Raw genomic sequence first — 14156 nt, 5'->3', positions numbered from 1 at the left:
CGGCATGCCCCCTGAGCCGCCCAATCTTGTGATCGTGGCCCAGGCCGGGCGGCTGGAATACGAGGCGATCATCTTTGCCGCCAGCCTGCGCCATGCCGCGCCCGGCTGGCAGGGCGGGCTTTATGTGGCCGAACCCCAGCCCGACGGCGCATGGGCCGGACATGACACAAGGCTCAGCGCCGAGGGGCGCGCCATTCTGGAACGTCTGGACGCCCGTATCCTGCCCTTCACCGCGCGCCATTTCGGCGCCAGCTATCCCTATGGCAACAAGATCGAGGCGCTGCTGGCCCTGCCCACGGGCCAGCCCTTCATCTTCTTCGACACCGATACGCTGATCACAGGCCCGCTGGATCAGGTGGCTTTCGATCTGTCCCGGCCCTCGGCCTCGATGCGGCGCGAGGGGACATGGCCCGACCCGCCGCTTTACGGGCCGGATTACAGCCAGATCTGGGCCTCGCTTTACGACCGCTTCGGGCTGGATTTCGCCTCATCGCTGGATCGCAGCCAGCCGGATGAACATTGGGAACGCTATCTCTATTTCAATGCCGGCTGGTTCTTTGGCGCCGATCCGGCGGAATTCGGTCAGCGCTTCCTGAACTGGGCGCTGGAGGTGCAGCGCGATCCGCAGGATGAACTGGCCTGCCAAAGCCTGGACCCGTGGCTGGATCAGGTCATTCTGCCGCTGGTGATCCATTCCCTCGGCGGCGGCAGGCCCGGCCCGGAACTGGCCGGGCTGGATGGCGATATCACCTGCCATTACCGCAACCTGTCGCTGCTTTACGCCCGCGAAAGCGACGCCGCGCTGGAGGTGCTGGAGGCAGCGGTGGCCCCGAACTGGATCAAGAAGCACCTGCGCAATCACGATCCGGCGAAAAAGCTGATCTATCAGGGCAAGGGGCGCGACAAGCTGCGCCCCATGTTCGATCGCAGCGCGCTGCCGACCAAGGAACAGCCCATCCGACAGCGGCTGAAAAAGCGGGGCTGGTGGCTGGTCTGATCAGTCCTCGCCCGCCCCTTCCGAAGATCGCGCCCAGATATTCACATCGCCATCGGCGGTCAGATGGTCGATCTGCGCCAGCTCGTCCCGGCTGAAGTCGGTATTGCCCAGGGCGCCCACGCAATCCTCGACCTGCGCGGGACGAGAGGCGCCGATCAGCGCGCTGGTCACCCGCCCGCCACGCAGCACCCAAGCCACGGCCATCTGCGCAAGGGTCTGACCCCGCGCCTGCGCGATCTCGTTCAGCCCGTTCAGGCGGCGGATCATCTCATCCGTCAGCCAGTCCTGCGACAGCGACTTGCCCTGCGCCGCGCGGCTGCCATCGGGGATGCCGTTCAGATATTTGCCCGTCAGCATGCCCTGCGCCAGCGGGGTAAAGACGATGCTGCCCACGCCCAGATCGTCCAGCGCATCCAGCAGCCCGTCATTTTCGACCCATCGGTTCAGCATGTTATAGCTGGGCTGATGGATCAGGCAGGGCGTGCCCAGATCCTTCAGGATCGCCACCGCCTCGGCCGTGCGCTGGCTGTTATAGCTGCTGATCCCGGCATAAAGCGCGCGCCCCGACCGCACGATATGATCCAGCGCGCCCATGGTTTCTTCCAGCGGGGTATCGGGATCGAAACGGTGCGAATAGAAGATATCGACGTAATCGAGGCCCATCCGCTTCAGCGACTGATCGCATGACGCGATCAGGTATTTGCGGCTGCCCCATTCGCCATAGGGGCCGACCCACATGTCATAGCCCGCCTTGCTGCTGACGATCAGCTGATCACGATAGCCCGCGAAATCCTGCCGCAGGATCTGGCCAAAGGCCTCTTCGGCGCTGCCGGGCGGCGGGCCATAGTTATTGGCCAGATCGAAATGGGTGATGCCCAGATCAAAGGCCGTGCGACAGATCTCGCGCTTGGTCTGATGCGGCGTATCCTCGCCGAAATTATGCCACAGCCCCAGGCTGATCGCGGGCAGTTTCAGCCCCGAGCGCCCACAGCGGCGATAGCTCATCCGGTCATAGCGATCGCTTGCGGGCTGATAGCGATGTTCGGCAACCATGATCTTTCCCTTCTGAGCGCGGGGACAAGCGCAATCCCCAACCGCGCGGCCCTGCACCCTTAGGGGCGCGGCAGGGGCATTGTCATCGTGAATTCCGTCTGCTCGGCATCCGAACGCACCTTCAACCGCCCGCGATGCGATTTCGCGATTTCCGAGGCGATGTAAAGGCCAAGCCCCAACCCGCTGTGGTGGGTCGCATTGCTGCGCCGGTAGAAGGGCTGAAACAGCAGCGGTAGCGCATTGGGGGCAATCGGTTCGCCCTTGTTGGAGACGGCCAGTTTCAGCTTCCCGCGCTCGGTCGTGGCGCTGAGCCGAACCGGGAAATCCTTGTCGCCATGGGTGAAGGCGTTGATCAGCAGGTTGGACACCAACTGCCCCATGCGCTGCGGATCGCAAGGCACGGTATCGGGCAGATCGATCCGGGCCTCAACCGCCCGCCCCTCTGACGCCTCGACCTCGGCGATCACCGTCTCGATCACCTGGCGCAGATCGGCGTCATCCTCGATCTGGGCACTGATCCCGGACCCCAGCCGCCCGCGCGCGAAATCCATCAGATCGGTGACAATCGAGGACATGCGATCAAGCGAGCGTGTCATCTCGGACAGCAGCAGTCGGCTGTCCTCGCCATGCTCCTGCCTGCCCATCAGCCGCAATCCCGCAGACAGCGAGGCCAGCGGATTACGCAGGTCATGGCCGACCACGGCAATGAATTCCTCGCGCAGGCGTTCGGTTTCGCGGGCATGCGCCAATGCCTGCTGCCCCTGCTGCAATTCCTCTGCAATATCAAGCTGATCAGAGATCATATCGGCAAACATGCGAAAGGTGCTGGTCACCTCATCGCTATCGATATCGCGCGGCTCGGTATCGCTGGCGCAGAGCGTGCCGAAGAAACTGCCATCCTTGCGCAGGATCGGGACCGAGATATAGCTGCGGATCCCGTAAGCGGCGGACCTTTGAAGCGTGTCGAACAGGGTCTCGCGATGGGCGTCATTGATCGTGATCATCTGACCCTTCTGTCGCACCACCTGACACAGGGTCTCTTTGGCATCTAGCCGCTGCCCCGGACCGCCGCCGAAATTCAGCCTGTCCGAGGAGGCACAGTTGATCCAGCGGTCGGCGGTGACACGCGCTACGGCAACATAGCGCAGGCCGGATACCCGTCGGCAGATGTCAAGGATCGTCGGGATCTGCGGGATCGACTGAACGGTCTGGACGTCGCGGTCGAATTCGTCTGCGGAAACATTCATGACGTCGTCCGGGAATAAATGGATCATCACAACACGTTAGATATAACGGTTGAGCACCCGGGAATGGAAATATCAATAAGGAAACATGACGACAAACAAAGGTTTACCGTCATGCTGGGTCGCCCTTGCGGGGCGATCTTGGCGCCTGTGTCAGATGGCGTTCAGAACGCCGTCGCAGCGCGCGCAGACGCCGGGATGCTGATGCGTGCCAACATCTGGAAGAATTTTCCAGCAACGCTGACACTTACTGCCATCCGCCAGTTCGAAGACCACGCCAACCCCCGGCATATCCGACATGCGAAACGCCTCGTTCGGGGCAGGATCATCCGTCAGTGACAGATCCGAGACGATGCAGATATCCGCGAAGGGCACCGATTTCAGCGCCGCCAGCATATCGGCATCCTCGACATGGACGACCGGTGCGGCCTCAAGGCTGGCACCGATGGTCTTGTCGCTGCGCTTGACCTCCAGCGCCGCCGTGACGACGCGGCGGGCGCGGCGCACGTGCTCCCATTTGCGGGCCAGCGGCTCATCCAGCCATTCGGCAGGCGTGACCGGGAAGTCGTGCAGATGCACGCTGTCATCCTCGGACGGGAAGCGCGACAGCCAGACATCCTCCATGGTAAAGGGCAGGATCGGCGCAAGCCAGGTCACGAGGCGGTGGAACAGCAGATCCAGCACCGTCCGGGCCGAGCGTCGGGTCAGGCTGCCCGGACCGTCGCAATAGAGGCTGTCCTTGCGGATATCGAAATACAGCGACGACAGATCCACGGTGCAGAACTGGAAAAGGGTCTGGAAAACCCCTTGGAAATCAAAGCTGTCATAGCCCGCGCGGACCTGATGATCCAACCGCGCCAGACGGTGCAGGACCCAGCGTTCCAGCTCTGGCATCTGCGCAGGCTCGACCTTTTCGCCATCGGTAAAGCCGTCCAGCGCCCCCAGCAGAAAGCGCAGCGTATTGCGCAAGCGGCGATAGCTGTCTGCCGTGCCCTTCAGGATTTCAGGCCCGATGCGCTGATCGGCGGTGTAATCGGTCTGCGCCACCCACAGGCGCAGGATATCGGCGCCATATTGCTTGATCACCGCCTCGGGGACGATGGTATTGCCCAATGATTTGGACATTTTCATGCCCTTTTCGTCCAGGGTGAAGCCATGCGTCACCACGTTGCGATAGGGCGCGCGGCCCCGGGTCGCGCTGGCCTGCAGCAGAGAGGACTGGAACCAGCCGCGATGCTGGTCGGTGCCCTCAAGATAGACATCTGCAATCCCGTCGGGCGCGCCATCTGCGCGGTCGCGCAGCACGAAGGCATGGGTCGAGCCGGAATCGAACCACACATCCAGCACGTCCATGACCTGCTCGTAATCGTCCGGGTTCACAACGCCGTCCAGCACCTGCGCCTTGAAGCCGTCATTATACCAGACATCCGCCCCGCCCTTCTGGAAGGCCGCGATGATGCGGTCATTCACGCGCTGATCGCGCAGCAGGAAATCGGGATCGGTCGGCCTTGCGCCCTTTTTGACAAAGCAGGTCAGCGGCACGCCCCATGCCCGCTGCCGCGACAGCACCCAGTCGGGGCGGCTTTCCACCATCGAATGGATGCGGTTGCGCCCCGATTGTGGCCACCACTTTACCAGCTTGTCGATGCTGGTCAGCGCACGCGACCGGATCGTATTGCCATATTCGCCCATGCCGTCATTCAGGTCATGGTCGATGGCCGCGAACCATTGCGGCGTATTACGATAGATCAGAGGCGCCTTGGACCGCCAGCTATGCGGATAGCTGTGCTTGATCTTGCCCCGCGCGAGCAGCTTTCCGACACTGACCAAGGCGTCAATGACGGCTTTGTTGGCATCGCCTTCCTTGCCATTCGGCTTGAGGATGCGCTTGCCGCCGAACAGCGGCAGATCAGCGCGGAAGCTGCCATCGTCCATCACATTATAGGTGATGACCTGCTGAAGCATACCGGCATCGCGGTAAAGCTCGTATTCCTCCATCCCGTGGCTGGGCGCGCAATGGACAAAGCCGGTGCCTTCCTCGTCCGTGACAAAGGGGGCGGCCCGGAAATCGCGCAGCTCGTCCCACTCACCTTCGCCGCCATTGATCCCGGCAAAGGGATGGGCCAGTTTCAGGCTCGAAAGGGTTTCTGCGCTGACATCGGCGACGCGGCGATACATTTCAGGCGTCAGGCGGCCCTTGGTCATCACACCTTCGGCCAGCTTGTCGGCCAGCAGGAAGCGGTCGCCGACCTTCGCCCAGCTTTCCTCAGGCGTGCCGATGACTTCATAGAGGCCATAGCTGTAATCGGCGCCATAAACGACGCCTTTGTTCGACGGAATGGTCCAGGGCGTTGTGGTCCAGATCACCACATCGGCTTTACCAAGGCCGACCTCTTCGCCATTTACCACCGGGAAGCGAACCCAGATCGTGTCGCTATCTTTGTCGTGATATTCGACCTCGGCCTCGGCCAGCGCGGTCTTTTCGACCGGCGACCACATCACGGGCTTCGACCCCTGATACAGGCTGCCATTCATCAGCAGCTTCATGAAATCCGCCGCGATCACCGCCTCGGCGTGATAATCCATCGTCAGATAGGGATCGTCCCATTTGCCGGTGATGCCCAGACGCTTGAATTCCTGGCGCTGGATATCGATCCACTCATCGGCAAAGCGGCGGCATTCCTGACGGAACTCGACCACATCCACCGCGTCCTTGTCCTTGCCTGCGGCGCGGTATTTTTCCTCGATCTTCCATTCGATCGGCAACCCGTGGCAGTCCCAGCCGGGCACATAGCGCGCATCGCGGCCCATCATCTGATGGCTGCGCACGATGATATCCTTGATCGTCTTGTTCAGCGCGTGGCCGATATGCAGATGCCCGTTCGCATAGGGAGGGCCGTCATGCAGGATAAAGGGCGCGCGGCCCTTGCTGCGTTCGCGCAGGCGGTCATAGATGCCGATCCGCTCCCAGCGGGCCAGCCATTCGGGCTCACGCGCGGGCAGGCCTGCGCGCATCGGCAGATCGGTCTGGGGCAGGAAAACGGTATCGCGGTAATCGGGGGTATCGGCGCTTTTATCGGCGGCCATCGGGGCTTCCTTTGTATCAGGGTCGGACATGGCTAACCCGGCGGCGCAAAACCTTACGCCACCGGGCTGCTAATTCGTATGCCGAACGCCAGAAATTCCATGCCGCCTCTATAGAAAGCCCGTGCTGACGCTGCAAGCCGTGAAGCCATCATTGCCATTTTCGCCGCCCAGCTTATCTATGAAGCGTGACCAAAAGCCACAAGCGCCATGACCGACGCAACTGATCCCGCCAGACTTGCCGCCCGACAGGACCGGGTGTCGCGCTTTGTGCGCGCGCGCTTTGGGCTGCGCGGCACCTTGCTGCTGCATCGCACGGCGCTTGGCTGGGATCTGCTGCGGGCGCCGCTGAATGTGATGCTGTCGCCGGTCTTCCTGCTGACACGGCTGCTGGCCGCCCTGCTGGGATGGCTGGGGGCCAGACGCGCGGCTGGCTGGCTGGCGCGGCGGCGGATCTTTCTGACCTCGGACATGTCGCGGATCCTGCAGCAGGATCTGATCCGCTTCATCGACGGGCTGGATGCCGATGGGATCGGGCCGGGCGCGCCGCCGCAGGCGACCCGCGACCGCATCGCCAGCTATACCGAGACGCGCAACGCCGTGGCCGAGATCGTCACCTCGCTGGTGGTGCTGTCCTGCGGCCTGCTGCTGTTTCACCGCGCCACGCCCGGCATCATCTCGATGGCCGGGCCGCTGGCCGAATTGCGTGCCCGGTCCAATGCGGTCGCGGATTTCGCGCTTGGCGAAACGCTTGGCCGGGCCTGGTACTGGGCCTTTCCGGTGCAGCTTTCGCCGTGGGAGGTGGTGCTGACCGGGGTGGCGCTGGCGATGATCGGATCGGTCGTGACGACCTTCGCGGGCGTGCTGGCCGATCCGCTGCAAACCCTGACCGGCACGCATCGCCGCCGCCTGATGCGGATGCTGTCCCAGCTTGACCGCGCCGAACCCGGCAGCGGGATCGAGCGAGAGCATCTTCTGGCGCGGCTGGGCGATCTTGGCGATACCCTGACGGTTCTGTGGCGCTCTTTGCGCTAAGGGATACCTGCGACAAGAGGACACTTGCGGCATCTGCCCCATTGCGGCACCAATTTCCCATGAGCAAACAGATCGCCATCGTCGGAGCAGGGATCGGCGGGCCGGCCACAGCGGCGCTTGCCGCGCAAGAGGGTCATCGCGTCACCCTGTTCGCGCGTTTCGCACAGCCGCGTCCGGTCGGCTCGGGGCTGATGGTGCTGGATCAGATCGGGATCGGCGCGGCGGCCCGCACGCTATCCACCCCGATCACGCGGATGCTGGGCCTTGACCGGCTGAAAGGGCGGATGGCGCTGGATATCTTCTATCCCGCCGACATGCCGGGCCGCGCCTTTCATCGCGCCAGCCTGTTCGACCTGCTATGGCGCGCCGCGCAAGCTGCCGGGATCGCCACCATCACCGATGCGCAGGTCGCCGATGCGGAGGTCACCGATGCGCTGGCGCGGCGCGGACCGGTGGCAGAGGCGCTGCCAAACTATGCCGCCATGCGCCGGGTGCTGAGCTATGTCGTCGCGGGCAGCCTGCTGCCGCCACTGGCCGGGGAAAGGCTGCCCCCATGTGAATCCCATTGCCTTTGTGAGGAACGACATGATCCCACCCCGGTTTGACGTCAGCGAAGCCCAGATCGAACAGGTCGTCGCCCGATTTTATGCGCAGGTCCGCCGACATCCGGTTCTGGGGCCGGTGTTTAACGGCCATATCCACGACTGGCCACGGCATGAGATCAAGATCGCGCATTTCTGGAAGAAATCGATCCTGCATCAGCGGGGCTATGACGGCAATCCCATGCGCGTCCATCGCGAGGCGGGGGATGTGACGCCGCAGCATTTCCCGGTCTGGCTGGATCTGTTCGACAGGACGCTGCGCGACACCCTGCCGCCCGAGGCCGCGGCGGGCTGGTCGCTGCTGGCGCATCGGATCGGCCGCGGGCTGAGCCTTGGGCTGCAGGAATTCCAGCGCCCGAAGGACGCCCCGCCGGTGCTGCGCTAACCGCGCGTCCGCGGCGGTCGCGGCTTGTAGACCGGCAGGCTCCACCCCCATCGCAGGCTGCCGGCCCGCAGCGCCAGCACCACGAAACCGCACAGGATCAGGGCCGCGAAACGCGGCACGCCGCACCAGATCAGCACCACCGCCGCCACCGCCCCGCCAAAGGCCGCCGTCAGGTAAAGCTGCCCCTGTTTCAGGACCAGCGGCACCTCATTGCCGACCACATCGCGCATCAGCCCGCCAAAGGTGCCGGTCATGACGCCCATCATCACCACGATCACCGGGCCGAAACCACCCTCGACCGCGACACCGACACCCGCCGCCACCGCCACGGACAGCGCGACGGCATCCAGCCAGACCAGCCATTTGTAGCGGCTTTCAAAGAGATGCGCGGTCCAGAAGACCAGAATCGCGGCCAGCGTCGCCGTCACCACATAGGACGGGCTTGCGACCCAGAACACCGCATCGCGGTTCAGGATCAGGTCACGCAACGTCCCGCCGCCCACGGCAGTCAGCGAGGCCATGAAGACAAATCCGACCAGATCAAGCTGCGCCCGGCTGGCCACCAGCGCGCCGGTCAGCGCAAAGATCAGGACCGAGCCGTAATCCAGCAGGGTCACAAGCGTTTCCAGCGTCATTTGAAGGGCGCCATCCCCGCACGCGCCAATTCATCGGCGCGTTCGTTTTCGGCATGGCCCGCATGGCCCTTGATCCATTTCCAATGCACCGTGTGACGCTTTTGCGCCTCGTCCAGACGCTGCCACAGTTCGACATTCTTGACCGGCTTCTTGCCCGCCGTGCGCCAGCCATTGCGCTTCCAGCCGTGGATCCACTGCGTCACGCCATTCTTCACATAGGCGCTGTCGGTGGTGATCGTGATCTCGGACGGGCGGGACAGGGTTTCCAGCGCCTGAATCGCGGCCATCAACTCCATCCGGTTATTCGTCGTATCGGGCTCTCCGCCGGAAAGCTCTCTCTCCTTGGCGATCTGATCGCCCTTGACGGCGCGCATCAGCACACCCCAGCCACCGGGGCCGGGATTGCCGCTGCACGCGCCATCTGTCCATGCAAAAAGTTCCGTCAAGCCCGCGCCATTGCCAGTTTCACCCCAAGCGCCGCAAAGGAGGCCGCAAAGACCCGCCGCATCCAGCGCATTGCCGTTTCCGAAGCCAGCAGCGCCTGTCGGCCGCTGGCTGCCAGCGCGGCATAACCGATGAAGGTCAGGAAGGTCACCAGCGAAAACACAGATCCAAGCTGAATCAGCAGCGGCAGGCCCGATCCCTGCGGCATGAATTGCGGAATGAAGGCCATGAAGAACAAGGGCAGCTTGGGGTTCAGCAGGTTCAGCAGGATGCCGCGCTTGACGATCTGCCCGGCAGGCGTCGGGGCCGAGGGCGTGACCGACATGCCGCCCCAGTCCTTCAGCACGGCCCAGGCCATCCACAGCAGATACAGCACGCCTGCGAATTTCAGCATCTGGAACAGCACCGCGCTGCTGTGCAGGATGGCGGCCAGTCCGGCCATGGCGACGCCCATGTGGAACACCGTGGCGATGGTGCAGCCGACCGAGGCCCAAAGCCCCGCACGCATCCCGCCGCCCAGCGTCATGGACAGGGTGTAGATCACCCCGATTCCGGGTGCGACACAGACAATGAACGCCGTCAGAATATAATCCCAGCTCATCCCGATAATCCTTTTTTCCCAAATACCTGCCGAGGATCCGCAGGCCTGTTGTTGGGAAGGATAGTGACAGATGCGGGGGAGGTCCAGTTTCCGGCGGCCTCAGGCCTCGCGCAGAATGCGGGGCACCTTGAATTCGACGCGCTCCTGCGCGGTTTCGACCAGTTCGACGGTCACGTCATAGCGCTGGCGGAAGGCATCGACGACCTCATCCACCAGCACCTCGGGCGCGCTGGCGCCGGCGGTCACGCCCACGGCGCGGGCGCCGTCAATGGCGCGCCAGTCGATCTGATCGGCACGCATCACAAGCTGGGAATAGGCACAGCCTGCGGCGCTGCCCACCTCGACCAGCCGGCGCGAGTTCGAGCTGTTGGGCGCGCCGATGACCAGCAGCGCGTCAATCTGACCGGCGATCGCCTTGACGGCGGCCTGACGGTTGGTGGTGGCGTAGCAGATATCTTCCTTGGCCGGGCCGATGATCGCGGGAAAGCGCCGCTGCAAGGCGGCCACGATCTCGGCGGTATCATCGACCGACAGCGTGGTCTGGGTGATGAAGGCCAGTTGCGACGGATCGCGCGGCGCAATATCCCCCACATCCGCGACGGTTTCGACCAGCAGCACCTCACCCTCCGGCAATTGGCCCATGGTGCCCAGAACCTCGGGGTGGCCCGCATGGCCGATCATCACCATCTGCAATCCATTGGCAAAGTGACGCTCGGCCTCGACATGGACCTTGCTGACCAGCGGGCAGGTGGCATCGACAAAGACCATCTCGCGGCGGCGGGCTTCGGCCGGGACGGCCTTGGGCACGCCATGGGCGGAAAAGATCACCGGGCGGTCATCGGGGCATTCGTCCAGTTCCTCGACAAAGACGGCGCCCTGATCGCGCAGCGAATCCACAACGAATTTGTTATGCACGATCTCGTGCCGGACATAGACCGGAGCGCCCCATTTCTGCAGCGCCATCTCGACGATCTTGATGGCGCGATCCACGCCGGCGCAGAACCCGCGCGGCGCGGCCAGAAAAAGGGTCAGGGGCGGCTTGATCTGTTCCATGGCACCGCCCTAGCGCGTGGCGGGGCGTTCGTCCAGTGACGGGGTGCTCACATTCGGCGGAAGCTGGTCGCGCGACCGGCGCAGGAAGCCCGCGCGATAATCCGAGGGCGTCACGCCAACCCGCTGCCGGAAATGATGGCGCAACCCGTGGCCGCTGCCAAAGCCCAGGGCTGCGGCGATCACCCCGATCCCGTCATGGCCCGAAGACAGCAGGGTCTTGGCCGCCTCGACCCGTTCGGCGATCAGCCATTCGCCCGGGCTGGTGCCGGTGGCGTCGTGGAAGCGGCGCAGGAAGGTGCGCAGGCTCATCCGGCATTCGGCGGCCATGTCAGCGGTCGTCCAGCCGCGCCCAAGATCCGCACGGATCTGATCCAGCAGCGGTGCGATCTCGCCGGTGGGGCGGGCAGGCACCGGGCGTTCCAGAAACTGCGCCTGACCGCCGCTGCGATGGGCGGGCACGACCAGACGGCGGGCGACGGAATTGGCGGCATCGGTGCCGAACTCCTGCCGCACGATCTCGATCATCAGGTCGATCCCCGCCGCACTGCCCGCCGAGGTAAAGATCCGCCCCTCGACCCGATAGAGCGATGCCGTATCCACCGTCAGCTGCGGATGGCGCGCCTGCAGGGTGTCCGCATAGCGCCAATGGGTTGCGATCATGCCGCCATCCAGCAACCCCGTCGCCGCCAGCACGACAGCGCCCGAACAGATCGAGACCAGCCGCGCCCCACGCGCATGCGCCGCCCGCAGCCGGTCGCACAGCGCCTCTGGCACCGCGATATCGACACCCTTCCAGCCCGGAACGACGATGATATCGGCCTGCTCCAGCGCCTCGGGGCCGTGATCGGGGGTCAGGGTAAAGCCGCCATGGGCGCGCAGCGGCCCGGGTTCGACCGCGCAACTGGCAAAGCGATACCAGCCCGGCCCCAGTTCCGGGCGCGGCAGGCCGAACACCTCGGCCACGATGCCGAATTCGAAGGTGCAGAGCCCGTCATAAAGCAGCGCGACGACCAGAGGGCCTTGCGGGGGAACGGGCTGATCGGCGATGTTTGGCATGATCTTGACGCATATTGTCATTCGCGCCATCTGGCAAGGCGGCGAGGCTGGTGCAAGATCAGGGCAGGAACCTTTGCAGGAGCATGCCATGACCTCGGCCGTGACCGATATCCCCGCCGCGCCCAGCCATCTGGCACAGGCACATTTCGCCGCCGAATTCACCTTTCGGACCGATTGCTGGGACGTGCATGAGGCGCTGTCTGCGGGCGCGGATTTCGTGCTGCTGGACGTCCGCAGCCCGGCGATGTTCGCGGCGGGGCATGTGCCGGGGGCGATCAGCCTGCCACATGGCAAGATCACCCGCCGCAGGATGGCCGACTGGCCCGACCAGACGCTGTTCGTCACCTATTGCGCCGGACCGCATTGCAACGGCGCCGCCCGGGCCGCGCTGCGGCTGGCGGAACTGGGGCGGCCGGTGAAGATCATGGCGGGCGGCGTGACCGGCTGGCGGGACGAGGGTTTTGACCTGGCGACCGGGGCGTGATCGCAAAGCTCAGCAGCAGCCCGCCACGGCCAGCAGGCCCGCCACGTCCAGATGCGATTCCAGATGATCGGCCAGATCGTCCAGTACCTGATCCACGCGGGCCTCATATCCCGGCTGCGAGGGGGTGCCGAAGCGCGCCAGCCACGCGGCGCGAAAGCCGTCATCCCCGAACAACCCATGCAGATAGGTGCCCGAGACCCGGCCATCGGCACTGATCGCCCCATCAGGATGGGGCAGATGCGCAAAGGGGCGGACACAATCGGGGCCGGTACTGTGGCCCATATGGATCTCGTATCCCGAAATGGGGTGATCCAGCGCCGTGCCGCTGATCCGCTGCAACCGCTTGTCGGGGGACATGGTGGTGGAGATGTCCAGCAGGCCCAGCCCGCTGACCTCTCCGGCCAGCCCATCGGCGCCATCGGGGTCGCGGATCACGCGACCCAGCATCTGATAGCCGCCGCAGATGCCCAGCACATGCCCGCCGCGCCGCAGATGCGCCTGCAGGTCGATATCCCATCCCTGCGCGCGCAGAAAGGCCAGATCGCCCAGCGTCGACTTGGTGCCCGGGATGATGACCAGATCCGCGTCGCCGGGAATGGCGCGTCCCGGCCCCAGCATGGTCAGTTGCACGCCCGGCTCGGCCGCCAGAGGGTCCAGATCATCGAAATTCGCGATCCGCGACAGGGCAAGGCAGACGATATGCAGCCCCTGCCCCTGCGAGGCGCGCAGGTCGACCGCATCCTCGGCCGGCAGGCGATAGGCGTCGCGAAACCACGGCACGACCCCGAAACCGCGCCAGCCCGTGCGATCCTGTATCATCTGATAGCCGTCGTCGAACAGACGTGGATCGCCCCGGAACTTGTTGATCATGAAGCCGCAGATCATTGCCGCATCTTCCGGGTCAAGCGCCGCCTGCGTGCCGACGATCTGGGCGATCACCCCACCCCGGTCGATATCTCCCGCCAGCAGCACCGGCACCTGCGCCGCCCGCGCGAATCCCATATTGGCAATGTCGCGGGGGCGCAGATTGATCTCTGCCGGGCTGCCCGCGCCCTCGACGATGACCAGATCATGCGCGGCACGCAGACGGTGGAAGCTGTCCATGACGCCCTGCATCAGGCGCGGCTTCAGCCCGGCGTAATCGCGCGCCTGGGCACGGGCGATCGCGCGACCCTGCAGGACAACCTGCGCCCCGGTATCGGTTTCGGGCTTCAGCAGCACCGGGTTCATGTCGCTCTGCGGCAGCAGGCCACAGGCGCGCGCCTGCAGCGCCTGCGCGCGGCCGATCTCTCCGCCGTCGACGGTCACGGCGGCGTTGTTCGACATGTTCTGCGGCTTGAAGGGCGCCACCGCGATCCCGCGCCGCCGCGCGGCCCGGCACAGCCCTGCCACCAGCAGCGATTTTCCCACATTCGAACCTGTGCCCTGAATCATGATTGCGGACATTGGACACCATGCTTGCCTTCATCTGTTTCGGTGACTA

Annotated in this window: 14 protein-coding genes; 5 read left to right on the top strand and 9 right to left on the bottom strand. The window is 64.5% G+C overall.

Annotation, left to right across the window (positions count from 1 at the left end; all coding sequences use genetic code 11):
* Positions 1-4 precede the first annotated feature (4 nt).
* Complete coding sequence (locus tag JHX87_RS14890) at positions 5-997, top strand: hypothetical protein (protein WP_271885444.1); 993 nt, start codon at positions 5-7, stop codon at positions 995-997.
* On the opposite strand, the gene mgrA is transcribed toward JHX87_RS14890, so the two are convergent.
* The 3 genes from mgrA to ileS all read right to left on the bottom strand — a co-directional run bounded on the left by mgrA (position 998) and on the right by ileS (position 6381).
* Positions 998-2050 (bottom strand): L-glyceraldehyde 3-phosphate reductase, encoded by a 1053-nt coding sequence (mgrA, locus tag JHX87_RS14885; protein WP_271885445.1) that lies wholly within the window; start codon positions 2048-2050, stop codon positions 998-1000. It abuts the gene before it with no gap.
* 59 nt (positions 2051-2109) lie between these two features.
* Positions 2110-3297, bottom strand: coding sequence for a GAF domain-containing sensor histidine kinase (locus JHX87_RS14880; protein ID WP_271885446.1), 1188 nt, complete (start codon positions 3295-3297; stop codon positions 2110-2112).
* 150 nt (positions 3298-3447) lie between these two features.
* Positions 3448-6381 (bottom strand): isoleucine--tRNA ligase, encoded by a 2934-nt coding sequence (gene ileS / locus JHX87_RS14875; RefSeq protein WP_271885447.1) that lies wholly within the window; start codon positions 6379-6381, stop codon positions 3448-3450.
* A 207-nt stretch (positions 6382-6588) separates the two neighbouring features.
* Between ileS and JHX87_RS14870 the strand changes: the two genes are divergently transcribed.
* From JHX87_RS14870 to JHX87_RS14860, 3 genes are read left to right on the top strand one after another with little or no spacing between them, the layout of a single operon-like run.
* Complete coding sequence (locus tag JHX87_RS14870) at positions 6589-7413, top strand: DUF6635 family protein (protein ID WP_271885448.1); 825 nt, start codon at positions 6589-6591, stop codon at positions 7411-7413.
* Between the two features lie 59 nt (positions 7414-7472).
* The gene (locus JHX87_RS14865) at positions 7473-8018 is read left to right on the top strand and encodes an FAD-dependent oxidoreductase (RefSeq protein WP_271885449.1); all 546 of its coding nucleotides are present in this window, start codon (positions 7473-7475) and stop codon (positions 8016-8018) included.
* Positions 7999-8400, top strand: coding sequence for a group III truncated hemoglobin (locus JHX87_RS14860; protein WP_271885450.1), 402 nt, complete (start codon positions 7999-8001; stop codon positions 8398-8400). Before JHX87_RS14865 ends, JHX87_RS14860 begins: the two co-directional genes overlap by 20 nt.
* Here JHX87_RS14860 and JHX87_RS14855 read toward each other — a convergent pair.
* The 5 genes from JHX87_RS14855 to ftrA all read right to left on the bottom strand — a co-directional run bounded on the left by JHX87_RS14855 (position 8397) and on the right by ftrA (position 12189).
* On the bottom strand, positions 8397-9035 hold the full coding sequence (locus JHX87_RS14855) for a trimeric intracellular cation channel family protein (protein ID WP_271885451.1): 639 nt from the start codon (positions 9033-9035) through the stop codon (positions 8397-8399). The two genes, JHX87_RS14860 and JHX87_RS14855, sit on opposite strands and share 4 nt — an antisense overlap.
* A complete protein-coding gene (rnhA, locus tag JHX87_RS14850; RefSeq protein WP_271885452.1) occupies positions 9032-9481 on the bottom strand; it encodes a ribonuclease HI in 450 nt (149 codons plus the stop codon). The genes JHX87_RS14855 and rnhA overlap by 4 nt, the downstream gene beginning before the upstream one ends.
* On the bottom strand, positions 9478-10080 hold the full coding sequence (locus JHX87_RS14845; protein WP_271885453.1) for a LysE family translocator: 603 nt from the start codon (positions 10078-10080) through the stop codon (positions 9478-9480). The genes rnhA and JHX87_RS14845 overlap by 4 nt, the downstream gene beginning before the upstream one ends.
* Before the next feature lie 99 nt (positions 10081-10179).
* Positions 10180-11133: a 4-hydroxy-3-methylbut-2-enyl diphosphate reductase gene (ispH, locus tag JHX87_RS14840; RefSeq protein WP_271885454.1), complete on the bottom strand. Its 954-nt coding sequence runs from the start codon at positions 11131-11133 to the stop codon at positions 10180-10182.
* A gap of 9 nt (positions 11134-11142) precedes the next feature.
* Positions 11143-12189 carry a transcriptional regulator FtrA gene (gene ftrA, locus JHX87_RS14835; protein WP_271885455.1) on the bottom strand — a complete coding sequence of 349 codons (1047 nt, stop codon included), beginning with the start codon at positions 12187-12189 and terminating at the stop codon, positions 11143-11145.
* An 88-nt stretch (positions 12190-12277) separates the two neighbouring features.
* On the opposite strand from ftrA, the gene JHX87_RS14830 reads away from it, so the two are divergent.
* A complete protein-coding gene (locus JHX87_RS14830; protein ID WP_271885456.1) occupies positions 12278-12673 on the top strand; it encodes a rhodanese-like domain-containing protein in 396 nt (131 codons plus the stop codon).
* Positions 12674-12682: 9 nt separating this feature from the next.
* Here JHX87_RS14830 and JHX87_RS14825 read toward each other — a convergent pair whose 3' ends face one another.
* The gene (locus JHX87_RS14825) at positions 12683-14119 is read right to left on the bottom strand and encodes a cobyric acid synthase (protein WP_271885457.1); all 1437 of its coding nucleotides are present in this window, start codon (positions 14117-14119) and stop codon (positions 12683-12685) included.
* Positions 14120-14156 lie beyond the last annotated feature (37 nt).

This window comes from Paracoccus fistulariae (genome assembly GCF_028553785.1).
GTDB lineage: Bacteria > Pseudomonadota > Alphaproteobacteria > Rhodobacterales > Rhodobacteraceae > Paracoccus > Paracoccus fistulariae.
This window is presented reverse-complemented; position numbering and strand designations above follow the sequence as displayed.

Coding starts and splice junctions, on each gene's coding strand:
- JHX87_RS14845 (WP_271885453.1), bottom strand. CDS start 10,080: ATGAGCTGGGATTATATTCTGACGGCGTTCATTGTCTGTGTCGCACCC.
- JHX87_RS14870 (WP_271885448.1), top strand. CDS start 6,589: ATGACCGACGCAACTGATCCCGCCAGACTTGCCGCCCGACAGGACCGG.
- mgrA (WP_271885445.1), bottom strand. CDS start 2,050: ATGGTTGCCGAACATCGCTATCAGCCCGCAAGCGATCGCTATGACCGG.
- ftrA (WP_271885455.1), bottom strand. CDS start 12,189: ATGCCAAACATCGCCGATCAGCCCGTTCCCCCGCAAGGCCCTCTGGTC.
- JHX87_RS14825 (WP_271885457.1), bottom strand. CDS start 14,119: ATGTCCGCAATCATGATTCAGGGCACAGGTTCGAATGTGGGAAAATCG.
- JHX87_RS14890 (WP_271885444.1), top strand. CDS start 5: ATGCCCCCTGAGCCGCCCAATCTTGTGATCGTGGCCCAGGCCGGGCGG.
- ileS (WP_271885447.1), bottom strand. CDS start 6,381: ATGGCCGCCGATAAAAGCGCCGATACCCCCGATTACCGCGATACCGTT.
- JHX87_RS14880 (WP_271885446.1), bottom strand. CDS start 3,297: ATGAATGTTTCCGCAGACGAATTCGACCGCGACGTCCAGACCGTTCAG.
- JHX87_RS14830 (WP_271885456.1), top strand. CDS start 12,278: ATGACCTCGGCCGTGACCGATATCCCCGCCGCGCCCAGCCATCTGGCA.
- ispH (WP_271885454.1), bottom strand. CDS start 11,133: ATGGAACAGATCAAGCCGCCCCTGACCCTTTTTCTGGCCGCGCCGCGC.
- JHX87_RS14860 (WP_271885450.1), top strand. CDS start 7,999: ATGATCCCACCCCGGTTTGACGTCAGCGAAGCCCAGATCGAACAGGTC.
- JHX87_RS14855 (WP_271885451.1), bottom strand. CDS start 9,035: ATGACGCTGGAAACGCTTGTGACCCTGCTGGATTACGGCTCGGTCCTG.
- JHX87_RS14865 (WP_271885449.1), top strand. CDS start 7,473: ATGAGCAAACAGATCGCCATCGTCGGAGCAGGGATCGGCGGGCCGGCC.